The organism is Sulfurimonas sp. (assembly GCF_028694605.1).
Lineage (GTDB): Bacteria > Campylobacterota > Campylobacteria > Campylobacterales > Sulfurimonadaceae > Sulfurimonas.
The window spans coordinates 1-17,348 of sequence record NZ_JAQVKP010000009.1; the positions used below are offsets into that span (position 1 = coordinate 1).

The window sequence follows — 17,348 nt, forward strand, 5'->3', positions numbered from 1 at the left end:
TATTTGATTGATGTTTTGTATTATTTTTGTGGTAAAAAATTATAACATTTACATGATTTCAAAAGGCTTTTTAAAATTTAAATTAGCTTAAATTATTGGTTGTTTGCGGGAATCTGCAAGTGGCTCTTCATAATAAAACATATCTTGCTTATTCATTTTATTTTTACACCTTTTGCTATAAATTCTTTTTTTATTTTTTCTAATTTTAAATTATGATCATCACTTTTAACTACTATAATAGTTAAAACAATCATTATTAAAACACCTAAAATTATTATTATGTTTCCTATATTATTTTTAATTTTAGTTATCATTTTTAAGTTCTCTATCTTTTATATTTAATGTTCTATCTATCATTTGATAATTTTTATAATTTTTTAGTTCTCTATCTTTAATATTTAATGTTCTATCAATCATATTAAAATTTTCATAATTTTTAATTTCTCTATCTTTTGTATTTAATGTTCTATCAATACTTGCAGCACTTAAACTTATACTTATCATTGTTAAAATTATTATTATTTTTTTCATAGGTTTTACCCTATGATTTGAGGCAATTCATTAGAAGAATAAAAAGTCCCGTTATCGGTTTTAGCAACTTTTACACCTTTTATTTTTAATGTTTTACCTTTTAAATTTTCTAAATTTATTTTATCTTTTATAGTAATATTAAATAAATCTTGTCTTGTTTCATTTAATACTATGCTTTGTATTCTAGTGCTTTTATTATCTTTCATAGTTATCACATTATCAGCTTTTATTGTTATTTCCCTATTTATTTCAAAATCAACATTCACATCACTTAATAATTTTATAGAATCACTTGAGTAATAACTTTTAAAACCTTGCTTATATTCTTTTACATTTTCAAATTTTAAAGTTTTACCAACCAATTTTTTTAAATCATCTTCTTTTATATCTTTATGAACTTTAATAGTATTTTTTACTAATTCACCATTATTTTTAAAGCTTAAATTTTGAACTTGAAAAGTTCCATCATTATTAAGGTCATACCCACCAACTTTTGCTATTATTTCTATTTTTATAAAGTCTTTCATTTTATTTTTTCCTTAGTTGTTTTTATTATTTTATTTCTTTAATAAAGTATTAAGCTTTATTATGGTATATATTATAGCGTATTATTTTATAAATGTCAAGTATTTTTAAGAAAACTTTAATAATTCTTTAATATTTCTTTAAGATGTTTCAATTTGAAACACTTTTATTATGTTTTTAATCAATTAAGACTATTTTTTTAAATATATTAAGTTTATTTTTATTATAAATCCATTCTTGGTTATTAAATATTTCTTTATTTTTATAAAATGCTTTTAATATTTGTTTATTTTTTTGTATATTTACACATTTATAAACTTGTTTAATTGTTCTAAATATTATTTCATTTTCTAAATGTTCTAAATCTTTTTTAGCATTTTGGAGTCTTTCTTTTTCTTTTTCATAATTTATTAAATCATCTTTATTTTTATATTCTTGCCCATTTTCATCTATAATTTTATTTACTTTTTTAATATTATTAAAACCATTTAAGGCATATTCACACTCTAAATTTTTTAATATTTCTATTTTTTCTTTTTCTTGTGCTACTTCTTTATAATAAATTTCTTTTAATTTTTTTCTATCTACACTTATAGTTTCTTTTGACCCTTCTAGGAATTCAAAGAACCCTTTTTTTTCTAATAGTTCTAAATAGTAATATAAAGGTTTATTAGACTTTTTATAAGCATTTATAAGATGTGGTCTATGTTTTCCTAAGTATCTATACATTAAGTTAATTCTTTCTTGGTTTGTATATTTATAATTAGAACTTGTAAATAATCTTATATTGCTAAAATATCTTTTATATTCATTATAAAATCTATTTTCATCCCTTGTAGTTTTTATTAGGTATTTGTTAAGGTATGTGCTACTTTTAGCATTTTTCAATATTTCTTTTTTAGTTTGTATAAGTTCAAATTTTTTAATAGTTAATTCATAGACATGATCTAAAATTTCTAAAAATTCTTTATCTATATAAAAAAGACTATGTAAATGTCCTTGTAAATTCTTATGAGGTTCTAGTATTTTAATAAAACCAATTTCTTTTTTATTTTCTAAATCATTAATAGGGTTCTTTGTTTTTATCAATCTAGCAACATACTTTTTTAATAAATTGTAAAAATAATCATGTATTTCATTTAATCTTTTTAGTCCATTTTCAATATTATCTATAAAATTACCACCCTTATAATTTTCATTTTCTACTAAATTATTACCAATCTTTTTATATTTGTGGTATTCACTAGGTAATGTAAAAGTTATAAATACTTTTTCTTTATCTTTATAGATATATTCTAAATATTTTACTTTTGCTAATTTTCTATAAGAATATAATTTATCTTGGTTATTTAAAAATTGCCCCTTATTCTTTTCTTCATATTTTAAATTTTTTAATTCAATTTCTTTAAAATCTTTGATAGGTTCATCTAGCTTTAAATAGAAATCATCAACATATTTAAAATTTTCTATATCATCAATTTTTATAATACTATTTTCTATTATTTCCCCAGTATTTTTATTATATTTATCTAAAAGGTTATAAGTAAAAAATTTCTTATTATTATTGCTTACCTTGTTATAATTATTTTCTAATTCTTTTTTTAAACTTGATAAATTATAATCAAACTTATTAGCATTAGTTATATATTTTATATCTTGCAAATAATCTATAATTTTATTAGACTTATTATTATCAAAATTTATTTTCTTATTTAAGTTTAAAAATAAGTTCATAAAATGGTTTAATTCTTTGGAACTATACATATTATTTTTTACACCTTTTTTATATTTAATTTTATTATAAGATGTATTTTAAACTATTCTTAAAAGTTTTTGTTAATTTTTTTATTTAATTTTGTCCGCACTTCTTTAAAAGTTAGTCAAGGAACTTTTATATATTCTTTATTTTTTCTTTTTTATTAGGAATTATCTATATTATTTATTAGGTATAGATGTGATGAAAAGCAAAAAAAAAATTTTATTATTTTTTTATTTGCTATGCTAAATTTATAAATTATAGATATGGCAATTAGTAAAGTAAAATTATTATTAAAATGGTTGTTAATTTTTTGAAATGGTTTAAATGGTTAATAAATTATTTTAATTTTTAATAGGCAAATATTTCTAACAATTTATATTTTTAAGATGTTTAAATATTTTATATATTTGTGGTTTAAATCTTTTAGACTTTTTGCTTTAATTAGCAAAAAGGTTATTATAAAAGTGGTTTAAATTTTAGCTTCATGTTAAGAAAAAAAAGAATACCTCTAGCATAAATGTTTTGTTAATTGCCATACATTTGAACAATTAAAGCAAGGTAATTTTAAATTTTAGATATTTACATTTGAACAAACAAAACAAGCATCTAGCACAAAAAAAAATAAAAAAAATAAAAAAAATGTTGATTGGTTATTAAGTGGTTTATATTTTTAGATAGCATTTTTTCAAAATGCTTTTATTACAAGATAAGTTAAAAATAGCAAATGCCCTTATTCTTCTTTATTTTTATACAAGTTTCCGTATATTTTAAGAGGAAAAAAAATATAATAAATTTAGAAAGTGGGCAACCATTGGGCAACTAGTGGGCAACCTATTTAAAAGGTTAAAAAATGACTATAAACCCCTATAATGTGGATTTTTTTAAAGAATATTATAATTCTTTTATTCCCTCACTGTCCACCACTTTACTACATATCATTTACAATCCTTTTCGATTACTTTAGCAGTTACCTACATGTTACTTTTTTTTTCAAAGGCTTTTTTCAAAAAAAGCTCCCCAATCCCATCGTTTAAAAAGTGGGAGGGTAAGAAGATTGTTTGACGGGCAACGGAGTGGTTAAGGGGATGAATAGTATAGCGGGTAAGGGAAAATCATATTGATTGTAAGCAATTAAGGTATAATTAAAGATGAATACTTAAATAAAGGCTTTTAAATGAAAGAGATTAAAATATCTAATATTGAACATTATTTGTATTTGCTTGGTGAGGGCAATAAAGACTTTAATGATATTACTTGGATTGAACCTATATTTGTTGCAATGATTAGAGCATATCAAAATGAGCATCAAATAAATATAAATACAAACTGTCAGTATTTGAGAAGTATGATAGAAAATGATTATCGAGAAAATCAAACATATACTCCAATTGAAATAATATCAACAAGGAATGGTTTAGAGCAGATATCTACACATTTAACATCAATAATGCTCAATAATTTTAAAAGTTTGGACAAAAATGATGAAACAGATTTGAAGCATTATTTACAATATTTATTCTTAGAGCTAATGAATAATGTAGCCGACCATTCACATTCCAAGGTAGGTGGCTATGTAATGGCACAATACTATCCAACTAATAAAAAAGTTCAGTTTGTTGTAGCTGATAGGGGAGTGGCATTTTTAAATAACTTGAAGTTAAATTTTAGTGATATAGAAAGTGAAGAAGAAGCTATTTTTGCAGCATTAAAAAAAGGAGTCACTTCAACAAGACAGAAAATGTATGGACAAGAAAAAAATGCTGGTTATGGGCTATATGCAATGTTTGAAATTTTAAAAATGACGGAAGGTAGATTTGTAATTATTTCAAATGATACGCTTGTTAGATATGAAAATGGTAATTTTGAGACAATAATATTAGATAATCCTTGGAGTGGTGTTGTTGTATCTTTTGAGTTTTTTGAATCCAATATAAATTATGATATGGATTATTTTAAAAAGAACTATCTATGGAGTGAAATGATTGATGATAAAGACGAAGATTACTTTTAAGCAATCTTCTCTTTGGAGTATTTAATAACGAAGTTAATAGTGTCTTTTATGCCTTCTGTTTCATTTACTAGTCTTACTTTCCCTCTGATATATTCAATACCAAAAGCCCTTATAAAAATTCCAAAGAATTCATCTATAAAAGATTGCGTTACTTGTTCAACACCTACAAAATCAAGCGTAACAGAACCGCCTTTTTTATCTAGCTCTTTTTTCATTTTTTTTCTAATTATTTCACCAGCACCTCTTGAGCCAATAAACTCAAAACCACCAGTTTCGCTTTTGACGTTTATTACCATTGCTACAAGTCCTCCTTATGAAATTTTTGTGAAAGTATATCAAAAACATACAACTTTAGCATATTGCTAATTAATTAAATATACACCGTTACGATAATATCTATACTAAATCGGCTTTATTTTTAGAGGTGCCCTTAAGTTTTAAAGTTGCAATATGTATATAAAAAAATAATTTATTTATAGGAGTTAAATTAGGTGGCAGCTATATTTAGAGGTGCCCTTTAGAATTGGCGACAAGAACCGATGCCTCTCTTGCCATTTGGAGCTCTTCATCTGTTTTGACAACGAAAACTTCTATTTTGGAGTTTGGTTTTGAGATTTTTTTTGAGTTTTGGCTGTTTGCCTCTTTGTCCAGTTCTATGCCCAGTAGCTCTAAATCTTGCAGAATCTTTTCTCGCATCAAAGAGGAGTTTTCTCCGATACCTGCTGTTAGGGCGATAGCATCAACTCTTCCTAAAAGAGCGATATATGCGCCTATGTATTTTTTTGCTCTTCGTGCCATCATCTCTATGGCTGTGCGTGCGTGTTCATCATCTTTTTTTTGGATTTCACGCACATCTATCTCGCCGCATACCCCCAAAAGCCCGCTCTCTTTGTTTAAAAGTTTATCGACTTGCTCTATGCTAAAACCTAGCTCTCTTTGAAGATAGAGGATAATTGCGGGGTCTATATCTCCGCTTCTTGTACCCATCATCAGCCCTTCAAGCGGGGTAAAACCCATAGATGTGTCGATGCTTTTGCCCGCTTTGATGGCACATGCGCTTGAGCCGCCTCCTAGGTGAAGCGTTATGATGTTTAGTGCTTTTTGGCTTTTTCCCATCTCTTTTGCGACTTCTTGCATTACATAGGCGTGTGAAGTTCCGTGAAAACCGTAGCGGCGGATTTTATGCTTTTCATAAAGAGAGAGCGGCAGAGCATAAAGATACGCCTCCCTTGGCATCGTTGCATGAAATGCCGTATCAAAAACGGCTATCTGCGGGACATTGGGAGCTTTTTTAAGAGTTACCAGAATCCCCTCAAGATTAGACGGATTGTGCAGCGGCGCAAGCGGGATAAACTCTTTTATCTTTTGGATAGCCGCCCCATCTATAAGTGTGGCATTTTGGAAAAAGTCTCCACCATGCACCACTCTATGCGCAATGGCATCAAGCGATGAAAAATGCTCCACGATATGCAGCTCTTTGAGCGTGGAGTTGATAAACTTCAGCCCCTCATGGTGGTTGGCGATATGTTGATGCAGCTCTTTTGTCTCGTTTTTGAAACGGAGCGTTATTTTCGATGTATGCTCGGCGATTTTTTCAACAATCATCTGTGCCAAAACCTCGCCGCTTGGCATCAAAAAGAGTTTAAACTTGATGGAAGAGCTTCCTGAGTTGATAACGGCTATTTTCATATGTTTCCCGCTTGAATCGCCGTGATAAGGATGGTATTGACGATATCCCCGACACTGCACCCGCGACTTAAATCATTCACGGGCTTTTTTAGTCCCTGCAAAATCGGTCCGATGGCTATGGCATCGCTTGAACGCTGGACGGCTTTGTAGGTGTTGTTTCCTGTGTTTAGGTCTGGAAATATAAAGACTGTTGCCTCCCCCGCCACCTCGGAGTTTGGAAGTTTAATGGATGCTACCTCTTTGTCGATGGCTGCATCGTACTGAATCGGTCCATCGATTTTAAGATTTGGCTGGAGAGTTTTGACTATTTGCGCTGCTTCTCGTACTTTGTCCACATCTGCCCCGCTGCCGCTGCTTCCTGTTGAGTAGGAGAGCATAGCAACTTTTGGCTCTATGCCAAAGAGCTGGGCGGTTTGGGCGCAAGAGATGGCGATTTGGGCAAGTTCAGTTGCGTTTGGATTTTGGTTGAGCGCACAATCGCCGTAAACCAAAACTTTTGTCTTAAGACACATAAAAAAGAGACTTGAAACAAGCTTGGTCTCCGGTGTTGTTTTGATGATTTGCAGTGCCGGTCTGATGGTGTCCGCCGTTGCGTGCATCGCTCCGCTTACCATCGCATCTGCATACCCCAGATGTACCATCATCGTGGCAAAATAGTTTACATGTATCATGGCATCTTTGGCGGCTTGAAGTGTAAGTCCTTTGGCTTTTCTCATCTCGTAAAAGGTGTTGCAAAACTCCTCAAAAAGTTCGGATGTTTCATGGTTTATGATGGTTGCTTTGCTGATGTCTATCCCCAGTTTTTGAGAGTGCTCCCGTACCTCATCCTCTTTGCCTAAAAAGATGATATCACACACATCACGGCGCAAAACTATCTCAGCCGCCCGCAAAATCCTCTCATCGCAACTCTCCGGCAAAACAACTCTTTTTCTCTTTTTGCGTGCCGTCTCAAAGAGTTTGTACTCAAACATAACAGGCGTCACAACATCGCTTTTTTGTGTCTGAATCTTTGCTTCAAGCACGGAGGCGTCAATGCTGGCGTTAAAAAGACCCAGTGCCAACGCTATCTTTCTCTCGCTGCTCTGGCGCAGTCTTGAGCGTACATGGAGCAATTTTTTTGCGCTCTCAAAAGCATTGCTTTGTATGTTTAAAAAAGGGATGTTGTACTCTTTTAGCCCTCCAATAATCTTTGCGATATTTGGATGAAGTTCTGCTCCGTTTACAAAAAGAACAGCGTTGATTTTTGGGTGTTCTTTTGAGTAAAATGAGGCGATAAGCCCCAAGATGATATCTGAACGCTCTGCATCGACAATCACCAAATCATCTTCTTTTATCTGCTCCAAAAAACTCTCAACTCCCGATGCGGCAATCTTAAAACCCCGAATGGCTCTTGCGTTGTCGTTTTGGCAGAAAACTATCTTTTTGGCTTCAAGCGTCTCAACAACATCTTCAAGTGTCGGCACATCAAGCTCTCCGAGTTCTTTTAAAAAGTAGATATTTTGTTCGGCTCCCCCAAAATGTGTTTCAAAAAAAGCCTGTTTTTGAGCATCGATGCGGCTTATAAAAGTCGCAAAACATAAAGAGTTCAGGGAGAGAAGATGCTCTTTTTCGATAGTGATATTTTCATAAATCTCTTGCGCCGTTCTATCTTTAGCGTTGATGATGTTGATGATGGAAGCACCGAAATTTTGAGCGATAAGCGCATTGAGGTCATAGTTTTGGTTAAGCGGTAAAAGTGAGCGGGCAATCCCCTCGCAGAGGATAAAATCGTAACGCTCCCCAAGCTTTTGAAATTTTGCCACAAGAGTACCCATAACCTCATCCACCCCGTCTGCTGCAAGAAGCGTCTCCAAGCTATCAAGGTCAAATCCATAACACTCCTCATACTTCATACCAAGCCCATAGCGCTCAACCATAAACTCTATATCTCTATCCATTGCCTCTTTGGATGTGATGATGGGGCGAAAAAAAGCCACCTTGTCGATGTTTCGCTTGAGAAGTTCCATCATCCCCATAGAGACAAAAAGCGCACCGACATTTTTCTCTTGCGCCGATATATAGAGCGTGTTTATTTTCATTCTACTACAATCTCTCTGGCAAGACCTTCGTGAATAACAAAGGTATAGCTTATAATTTTTAAATTGCCCCTATAGACATCGATTGTATGACTTCCGGAGACAATCGTATAGAGGTTGGTTTGCCCCGCCACAACACCAAACCTCTGCCCTTTGTCAATAGAAATCTCTACTCCTTTTGTATTTCCGCTAAAGTAAAAGTACCCTTTTGTAACAACAACCTCTTTAGAGCCGCATCCTGCAAGAAAGACAAGAAGCAGCATTGCTAGAAATCGTTTCATTTTTTTCTCCTCATGGCAACAAGCCAGAAATTTTCTTTTACTTTAGTTTAGCATATTTTTATTGCAAGGAGCGATATTTAAGTTTTTGGAGTATGATTTGTATATTTTGACCAAAAGGTTTTTTATGCGCTATATTCGCTTTTTCAATGAACTTAGTATCGGTGATATTTCCATAGTCGGCGGCAAAAACGCTTCGCTTGGGGAGATGTACCAAAACCTAACCCCAAAGGGGGTAGCTGTTCCAAACGGGTTTGCCACGACAAGCGATGCTTATTGGCTGCTTCTTGAACAAAACGGTATTAAAGATAAAATTGCCCATATACTGAGCGATTTGGACATAAACGATACCGGCAATCTCCAAAAGCGCGGACTTGAAGTCCGCACGCTTATCTTAAACGCACACCTTCCAAAAGTTTTGGCAGACGAACTCCTTGAAGCATACAAAACTCTATCAAATGAGTATGGCTCGCAAAATATCGATGTAGCGGTTCGCTCTTCAGGAACTGCCGAAGATTTGCCCGATGCCTCTTTTGCAGGGCAGCAGGAGACTTTTTTAAATGTAAGCAGCGATAAGGAGCTTTTGGCGTGTGTCTTAAAGTGTTTTGCTTCACTCTTTACCGACCGTGCCATCAGCTACCGTACAAGCCGTGGGTTTGACCATTTCAAAGTTGCTCTCTCTGTGGGCGTGCAGAAGATGGTGCGAAGCGACATCTCTTCTAGCGGGATTATGTTTACCATAGACACAGAGAGCGGTTCTGAAAATCTCATCCTCATCAACTCCATCTGGGGGCTTGGCGAAAACGTGGTAAGCGGGCGAGTAAATGCCGATGAATTTTTTCTCTTTAAACCGACACTTAAAAATGGCATAACCACTATTTTAAAACGCTCTTTGGGAAGCAAAAAAGAGAAGATGCTCTATGACGCCGCCTCACGAACGCTCAACATCCAAACAACGCAAGAGGAGCAAAACCGATTTTCCATCACTGATGATGAGGCAGTGACGCTTGCCAAACAGGCGGTTGCTATTGAAGAGCATTATGGGCGACCTATGGACATCGAGTGGGCAAAAGACGGAAATGACGGCAAACTTTACATCGTTCAGGCAAGACCTGAGACGGTTATGAGCAAACAGAACAAAAGCATCACAAGCCAAAAATATTCACTAAGCGCAAAAGGGGCAAAGATACTCACATCCGGACGTGCGATTGGCGAGAAAATAGGAAGCGGAGAAGTTTGCATCATCAACGATACCTCCGAATTTGCCCGCTTTAAAGAGGGAAACGTCTTGGTGGCAGATACGACAAACCCCGACTGGGAGCCTGTTATGAAAAAAGCGGCGGCAGTTGTAACCAACCGTGGAAGCCGTACATGCCATGCGGCAATCGTGGCACGAGAGATAGGTGTTCCTGCCGTGGTTGGGTGTGTTGACGCAACAGCAATTTTACAAGATGGACAAAAAGTGACGGTAAGTTGTGCCGATGGTGATGAGGGGCACGTGTATGAGGGAGAGCTTGAGTACGCCATCAAAACCATAGATATGAGCCAACTTCAACCCACAAAAACCAAACTCTTTGTCAATGTCGGCAATCCCGCAGAGGCTTTTGGTTTCGCACAAATGCCAAATGACGGAGTTGGGCTTGCCCGAATGGAGTTTATCATGAACAACTCCATCAACGCACACCCTATGGCACTTATAGACATGCGCAAAGGTAAAAGTGTGCAAGACGAAGAGCAAATCCGCTCTTTTATGACCCCATATAGTGACACAAAAGAGTTTTTTCTCCAAAAAATCAGCGAGGGTGTAGGAATGATTGCGGCGGCTTTTTATCCAAAACCCGTCATTATACGAACGAGTGATTTTAAAAGCAACGAGTACCGTGGGATGCGAGGCGGATTTGATTATGAGGCACAAGAGGAGAACCCGATGATAGGTTTTCGGGGTGCTAGCCGCTACTATGATGAGAGCTACCGTGAAGCCTTTGAGTGGGAGTGTGAAGCGTTAAAGCGGGTGCGTGAAGAGATGGGGCTTGACAATATGAAAATCATGATTCCATTTGTCCGTACACCCGAGGAGGGCAAAAAAGTGATAGCCGTCATGAGAGAAAAAGGGCTTGTTCAGGGCGAAAAAGGGCTTGAAATCTATGCAATGTGTGAAATTCCGGCAAATGTCATCTTAGCCGATAAGTTTTTAGAGGTGTTTGACGGCTACTCCATCGGCTCAAACGATCTGACGCAACTTACTCTAGGAGTTGACAGAGAGAGTGCAAAAATCGCCCATATATTTGACGAGAGAAACGAAGCAGTAAAGAGAATGCTGCAAATGGCGATAGAGGCATGCAAAACAAGAGGCAAATACATAGGCATCTGTGGACAAGCCCCCTCAGACTACCCTGAAATAACGGAGTTTTTGGTACAAAACGGCATAGACTCCATCTCGCTCAACCCTGATTCGCTCTTTAAGATGCGTCAGGTTGTCAGTGAGTTGGAAGGGAAATCGGAAAGTATTTAGCCGATAACTACCGCTTTTAATCAGTAGCAAAACAACTTTTAAGAATTAAAGAGTTAGTATGTTTTGTTAAATAACCAATTGGGTTATTGCATAATTATCACATTGTGCAACAAGTGTATCCTCTGATTCAATTGCAGCAAAGAAAGGATTATGTATGTTTGGTCGTAGTAAAATCAATGAAATGTCTCAAGAAATAAGAAAATTGGAAGCCCAGCGAGATGACTTACAAGAGCGATTGACGAAGCTGGAGCGTGAAAATTTGGATTTGCAACAAATTCACCGAGGTGAAGAGGAGCGAATGAAAGAATCGGCGTTAGGGGAGGAGTTGACAGAACTTCTCTTGCTCGGATGTATGAACAATCTTCCTGTTATACAAGGTGATTTTGCCCAAAGTGTCAACTCGCTGATTGAAATGCAGCAGTATTCAAAATCTTCCTCTTCCGACTCACGCCATAGTCTCTCTGACATATCCGGCAATCTCTCCAAATTAATGGAGTCCATTAACCGCTCGCATGACGGAGTGCAACGACTTAGCGGCGGTATCAGTGATGTTTCCGGGCTAATGAGCTTGATTAACGATATTGCCGATCAGACAAATTTGCTGGCACTGAATGCGGCTATTGAGGCTGCTCGTGCGGGCGAACACGGTCGTGGCTTTGCAGTCGTTGCCGATGAGGTACGTAAACTGGCAGAGAGAACACAAAAAGCGACCAGAGAGGTTGAAATCACAATCAATACATTAAAGCAAGAATCTGCCAGCATTCAAGAAACATCGGAATCCATGATGAGTATTGCCGATGAATCTGAACAGTTGACGCACAAATTTGAAAATTCGTTGCAGGAATTTGCGGTACAAGGGGAGAAAATAGCCCTTTCAACCGATCATGTTTTGGATACGACATTTATAGGATTGATAAAACTGGATCATCTTTTGTTCAAGACCAATGCCTATAAAGCGATGTTACATCAAGACAAGGATGCCCATTTCGTAGATCATCACACATGCCGTCTTGGAAAATGGTATGACGGCGGCATCGGAAAAGAGCGTTTCGGACACACGCAAAGCTATAAGATGCTTGAATCCCCGCATAGTCTGGTGCATCAAAATATTATAGAATCAGTCAAATGTATAAAAAGCGGTATTTGTGATGAAGCAGAGAAAATTATCCAAAATTTTAAAGCAGCAGAAAATGCAAGTGAAGAGCTTTTTAGGCTTTTAGATAGACTTTCTAAAGAACGATAGCAAGAATAGAAATTTCACAATAATTTCACATATATTTGCTACAATGTTCTTATATTAACAAAGAGGTGTAAAATGAAAAAGTTTACTAAGTTCATAGGCTTGAGTTTTGTTGCAGCGGTAGTGTCGGTATCGAATCTTTGTGCGGCTGAAATGCCTAGTAGAGGTCCAATACCTTTTGAAGTGTTTGATATCAATAAAGACGGCTTTATAACTGAGGATGAGCATACCAAAGTCAGAGAAGAGAGGTTAAAAGATAGACAGAACCAAAACCAAAGAATGATGAGAAATGTCGGAAATGCGCCCGATTTTAAATCTCTTGATGCGGATGGTGATGGCAAAGTGACCAAGATAGAACTGCTTGAGGGACAAAATAAGCAGATGCAAGAAAACAGAGCCAACAGAGGTCCTAGAAGTAACTAGCCCTCAATCGCCGCCTCTTCTGTGAGGTTGGCGATTTTATTATCCAAACTCCTAATGGGTTGAAAATCTCTTCCTAAAAAATTTCTCTGCTTCCATGACCGCAACCAATGTAAGAGCCATAAGAAGCAACGCTCCCCACATCTGTACCCCGACGGGTTGTATGCCAAGAAGCGATTGCATAAAAGGGTTGTACATTGCAACTAGATGAATGCTTTGAGCGACTGCGACGGAAAGCCACAAAAGCATATTTTTGGTGTGGTCGATTTTAAAAATTGAGATATTTTCGCTGCGGGAGTTGAACGTATGGACATTTTCAAAAAGTATCATCAGAAGCAGGGTGCTGTTTCTCGCTGCATCCTCACTGTATCCAAACTCAAGCAGTGTGTAAAAGAGTGCAAATGCAGATAAACCCATATACAGACCACCTATGACAACTCTGCTCATCATTGTTTGGTTAAATATCGGCTCTTTTGGGTCGCGCGGTTTGCGTTTTAACACCCCCGGCTCTGCCCCTTCGGCGGCAAGCGCCATATCTTGTACGCCGTTTGCAACTATGTTGAGCCAGAGTATCTGCACAGGCAAAAGAGGTATCGGGATAAAAAAGAGTATAGAGAGTACAACAAGCACAATCTCGGCAACTCCGGTGGATAGGAGCAGATGAATCACTTTGCGGATATTGTCATACGCCACGCGTCCCTCTTCTATGCCATTTACGATAGAGCCAAAAGCATCATCTGTAAGTATAAGGTCGCTTGATTCACGTGCTACATCCGTGCCGCTTTTTCCCATAGCGATACCAATGTTGGCAAATTTTAGTGCGGGTGCATCGTTGACACCGTCTCCCGTTACCGCCACATAGTGTCCAAGTCCTTGAAACGCCTTGATAATGAGCTGTTTTTGTTCAGGCGAAACACGGGCAAAAACACGCTTGTTTGCAAGTTCTTCTTTATGCTCTCCACGCTCCATCCAGCGTGAAATCTCCAAACCGTCGATTACCTCATCTTCACTTTGAGCGATACCAAGCTCTTTTGCGATGAAAAATGCGGTGTTTGGATGGTCTCCCGTTACTATAGCGACACTGATTCCCGCCTCTTGTGCTTTAAGCACCGCCTCTTTAACGCCCTCTCGAAGCGGGTCGGCGATAGCGGCAAATCCTATGTAGCCATACCCCTCTTTGGCAATACCGCTCTCATCGCTCACTTTGTAGGCAAGGGCAATGTTTCTAAACCCTTTTGCCGCCCATTCGTCAACCTGCGCAAGAACCGCTTTTGCATCATCTTCACCCATGCCGCACATGCCCACTACTATCTCGGGAGAGCCTTTGATAAAATGTATCTTTTCTCCGTCTATCCGGTAGCTCGCTGCGGAGTATTTGTTTATAGGTTCATACGGCAGAGCATCGATGGGTTTTTGTTTTTCATGTCTTTTAAAAAGCTCCTCATCCAGTTCAAGTACATAGCGTGCAAGAGCTACATCTACCTGATCGCCGATAAAAACTCTCTCTCCGTTCTCCTCGTGAGATGTCGATTCGTTGCAGAGTTTTGCGCCAAGAAGCAAGTGTTCACTGATATATTCATCAGGATTGTAGCTTTTTTGCGGTGTAACGATGGAAGCAACGCTAAGACGGTTTTGCGTCATCGTTCCGGTTTTGTCACTTGCGATAAGCGTGCAAGAGCCAAGCCCCTCAATGGCAGAGAGCTTGCGCACTATAACATTTCGCTTGCTCATCGCCGCACTTGCAACACTCAGTGCCACGGTGATAGCTACCGGAAGCCCCTCTGGAATAGCTGAGACAGAGAGTGCGACCGTGAGAAAGAAAATCTCTTTGAGCGGCATCTCATGCGAGAGACCAAGCATAATGATGAAAAGTGCGACACCGCCGATTATCTTTGCGATATTAAGAGAAAATTTCTCCATTCTTGCCGTCAAAGGCGGTTGTGCTGTTTTTTCATGCGCCAAAAGAGAGGCGATTTTGCCCACCTCCGTCATCTGTGCCACCGCCGTAACAACGCCTATGGCTCTGCCCTTTGTAACCAAAGAACCGCCGTAGAGCATATTTTTTCTCTCTGCGATTGGCTCGTTGGCATTTGTAGAGATATAGTCATATCTTTTGCCTACTTCAAGTGATTCTCCCGTAAGAAGCGACTCATTGACTTGAAGTTCATTTGCCTCAAGCAGACGTATATCGGAAGGAACTTTTACGCCGGACTCAAAAAAAACCACATCCCCTACTGTTACATCTTCACTGGGTATCTCCACCCTGCGCCCGTCTCTTAGGACATAAACAAATGTCTTTATCGCCTTTTTTAAAGCATCCGCCTTCTCTTCTGCAACATACTCCTGATACGTTCCAACCACCGCATTTAAAAGAAGTGCCGCCAAAATAAATCCTGCATCGCTATACTCCCCAATCAAAAACGAAACAGTTGATGCGATAAATAGAATATAGACGATAGGACCTTTAAACTGTTCTGTAAATATGGTAGCCACGCCACGCTTTTTTGCTTGCGGCAGGACATTTTTCCCATAACGTTGTGTACGTTTTAGCACCTCATCGGCGCTAAGTCCCTCACTGCTGCACTCCAAATGCTGCAGCGTCTCTTGCGCACTTTTGGTATGAAACATGGCAACTCCTGCCTTTGATAAGGATAGTTTCTAATGATAACATAAAATAAAATTATGGTAAAATCCCACTGATGAAATTTAATATATTGCTCTCTATTCTCTTTGCTATTGTCACAAGCTTTGCGGCTATCCATGAAGTTAAGCATATAGAGCATAACGACGGCTCTACATGTCTAATCTGTACCGTAAACAGCAACATTGTAAGTGCAGACGCCGTCTCGTTTATTCAAAATGTAGAACTCTCTCATTTTGAAGCCATAGCACACACCGCACCCGTTACATACTTTCATGTCGAGACAAAATCCAACCAAAACCGCGCCCCTCCCGCACTCTCCTAAAACCCACAAAACAATCATTATAAAAACAAAAAAATATTATTCCTTAGGATAGAAAATTATGAAAAAAATATTATTATCAAGCGTGGTTTGCGCAGCTTTAGTTTATGGTGCAGAAGTACTTCCTGCTGAAAAAAGAACATTTGACCAGTCAAAATTTATCCCTGACATCTCTTTGATTTTGGATGCCTCTTATGTGGATAGAAATATCAAAGATAGCGAAGTAGGGCATTTGGAAGTTCCCGGGGTTGCTCACGGACTTCTAGGCTCTCACTCACATGATGGTGACAACCATGCGACTTATAACGCAGAAAATGGCTTTAACCTCAACTATGCAGAACTTGTTCTCTCAAGCAGCGTTGACCCGTTTTTTACGATGGATGGTGTATTTCACTTCTCAGAGAACGGTGTTGAGATTGAGGAACTTTTCTTTACCTCAAATGCACTAGGGCGCGGCACAAGAGTAAAGGGCGGAAAGTTTAACTCCAACTTCGGCTACCTTAACGAACAGCACCACCACGCTTGGGATTTTGCAGATATGCCGCTTGTCTATGAGGCATTTTTAGGAATGCACGGCTTAAACGAAGTGGGTGCTCAACTTCAGTGGACAGCTCCGACACCGTTTTACTTGATGGCAGGTTTAGAGATACTTCAAGGAGAAAATGAGCAGATGTTTGGAAAGGATGAGATAGAACTGACAAACATAAACCTTACAGCAGATCCGGCACATGTTGAGGGAGGTGATGGTGCTTCTATGGTTGTGGGTTACATAAAAGCATCACACGATATAGGAAATACAACTATTTTGGGCGGTTTCTCTTATGCACAGGGTGATTCTCGCATAGACCATAGCGAGGAAGAAGAGGAGGCACATGCATTTGCAGGTGATGCTAAACTTTATGGAGCTGATTTTGTAGTATTGCATCAGCTTGATTCATATAGCTCTATCAAGTGGCAGAGCGAATATCTCCAAAGAGAGCTAGAGGGAACGCAATATGCAAATGATGATTTAGGCAATTTTGTATCTCCATCTATGCTAAAAAAACAGAGCGGTCTCTACTCACAGCTTATTTACACGCATGATAAAAACTGGAGAATGGGTGCGAGATACGATACTATACTAAAAAATGATGTTATAAAAAATGGTGCGAGTGTAGAGCAGCCAAGCGGTCTTAACAAATACACGGCGATGGTAGAGTACCACACAAGCGAATTTGCAAGATTTAGACTTCAGTACAGCCACGATGAGTCATTGTTTAATGAAGATGGGCAAAGAGAGAAGCTAGACACCGTCATCCTTCAAGCAAATATCTCTATCGGTGCGCATGCGGCACATAGTTTTTAA

At 37.4% G+C, this 17,348-nt stretch carries 15 protein-coding genes; 6 read left to right on the forward strand and 9 right to left on the reverse strand.

Annotated elements, in window-relative coordinates; genetic code table 11:
* Positions 1-152: 152 nt before the first annotated feature.
* The 4 genes from PHY84_RS06605 to PHY84_RS06620 all read right to left on the reverse strand — a co-directional run bounded on the left by PHY84_RS06605 (position 153) and on the right by PHY84_RS06620 (position 2,820).
* Complete coding sequence (locus PHY84_RS06605) at positions 153-314, reverse strand: hypothetical protein (protein ID WP_299858579.1); 162 nt, start codon at positions 312-314, stop codon at positions 153-155.
* Complete coding sequence (locus PHY84_RS06610; RefSeq protein WP_299858580.1) at positions 304-531, reverse strand: hypothetical protein; 228 nt, start codon at positions 529-531, stop codon at positions 304-306. Before PHY84_RS06610 ends, PHY84_RS06605 begins: the two co-directional genes overlap by 11 nt.
* A gap of 5 nt (positions 532-536) precedes the next feature.
* Complete coding sequence (locus tag PHY84_RS06615) at positions 537-1,058, reverse strand: hypothetical protein (protein WP_299858581.1); 522 nt, start codon at positions 1,056-1,058, stop codon at positions 537-539.
* 175 nt (positions 1,059-1,233) lie between these two features.
* The gene (locus PHY84_RS06620; protein ID WP_299858582.1) at positions 1,234-2,820 is read right to left on the reverse strand and encodes a hypothetical protein; all 1,587 of its coding nucleotides are present in this window, start codon (positions 2,818-2,820) and stop codon (positions 1,234-1,236) included.
* Between the two features lie 1,169 nt (positions 2,821-3,989).
* On the opposite strand from PHY84_RS06620, the gene PHY84_RS06625 reads away from it, so the two are divergent.
* Complete coding sequence (locus PHY84_RS06625; RefSeq protein ID WP_299858583.1) at positions 3,990-4,826, forward strand: hypothetical protein; 837 nt, start codon at positions 3,990-3,992, stop codon at positions 4,824-4,826.
* Here PHY84_RS06625 and PHY84_RS06630 read toward each other — a convergent pair.
* The 4 genes from PHY84_RS06630 to PHY84_RS06645 all read right to left on the reverse strand — a co-directional run bounded on the left by PHY84_RS06630 (position 4,823) and on the right by PHY84_RS06645 (position 8,871).
* Positions 4,823-5,122: an STAS-like domain-containing protein gene (locus tag PHY84_RS06630; RefSeq protein WP_299858584.1), complete on the reverse strand. Its 300-nt coding sequence runs from the start codon at positions 5,120-5,122 to the stop codon at positions 4,823-4,825. The genes PHY84_RS06625 and PHY84_RS06630 overlap by 4 nt on opposite strands.
* Positions 5,123-5,330: 208 nt before the next feature.
* Positions 5,331-6,515, reverse strand: coding sequence for an acetate kinase (locus PHY84_RS06635; RefSeq protein ID WP_299858585.1), 1,185 nt, complete (start codon positions 6,513-6,515; stop codon positions 5,331-5,333).
* Positions 6,512-8,593: a phosphate acetyltransferase gene (gene pta, locus PHY84_RS06640; protein ID WP_299858586.1), complete on the reverse strand. Its 2,082-nt coding sequence runs from the start codon at positions 8,591-8,593 to the stop codon at positions 6,512-6,514. Before pta ends, PHY84_RS06635 begins: the two co-directional genes overlap by 4 nt.
* On the reverse strand, positions 8,590-8,871 hold the full coding sequence (locus PHY84_RS06645) for a hypothetical protein (RefSeq protein WP_299858587.1): 282 nt from the start codon (positions 8,869-8,871) through the stop codon (positions 8,590-8,592). The genes pta and PHY84_RS06645 overlap by 4 nt, the downstream gene beginning before the upstream one ends.
* 124 nt (positions 8,872-8,995) lie before the next feature.
* Here PHY84_RS06645 and ppsA point away from each other — a divergent pair, with 124 nt between their 5' ends.
* The 3 genes from ppsA to PHY84_RS06660 all read left to right on the forward strand — a co-directional run bounded on the left by ppsA (position 8,996) and on the right by PHY84_RS06660 (position 13,043).
* Positions 8,996-11,380 (forward strand): phosphoenolpyruvate synthase, encoded by a 2,385-nt coding sequence (gene ppsA, locus PHY84_RS06650; protein ID WP_299858588.1) that lies wholly within the window; start codon positions 8,996-8,998, stop codon positions 11,378-11,380.
* Between the two features lie 154 nt (positions 11,381-11,534).
* On the forward strand, positions 11,535-12,623 hold the full coding sequence (locus tag PHY84_RS06655; protein WP_299858589.1) for a methyl-accepting chemotaxis protein: 1,089 nt from the start codon (positions 11,535-11,537) through the stop codon (positions 12,621-12,623).
* Between the two features lie 72 nt (positions 12,624-12,695).
* A complete protein-coding gene (locus PHY84_RS06660) occupies positions 12,696-13,043 on the forward strand; it encodes a hypothetical protein (RefSeq protein ID WP_299858590.1) in 348 nt (115 codons plus the stop codon).
* A 51-nt stretch (positions 13,044-13,094) separates the two neighbouring features.
* Here PHY84_RS06660 and PHY84_RS06665 read toward each other — a convergent pair whose 3' ends face one another.
* Positions 13,095-15,668 carry an HAD-IC family P-type ATPase gene (locus PHY84_RS06665; protein ID WP_299858591.1) on the reverse strand — a complete coding sequence of 858 codons (2,574 nt, stop codon included), beginning with the start codon at positions 15,666-15,668 and terminating at the stop codon, positions 13,095-13,097.
* 71 nt (positions 15,669-15,739) lie between these two features.
* On the opposite strand from PHY84_RS06665, the gene PHY84_RS06670 reads away from it, so the two are divergent.
* Together PHY84_RS06670 and PHY84_RS06675 are read left to right on the forward strand one after the other, a co-directional pair.
* On the forward strand, positions 15,740-16,006 hold the full coding sequence (locus PHY84_RS06670; RefSeq protein ID WP_299858592.1) for a hypothetical protein: 267 nt from the start codon (positions 15,740-15,742) through the stop codon (positions 16,004-16,006).
* A gap of 58 nt (positions 16,007-16,064) precedes the next feature.
* Positions 16,065-17,348 (forward strand): hypothetical protein, encoded by a 1,284-nt coding sequence (locus PHY84_RS06675; RefSeq protein ID WP_299858593.1) that lies wholly within the window; start codon positions 16,065-16,067, stop codon positions 17,346-17,348.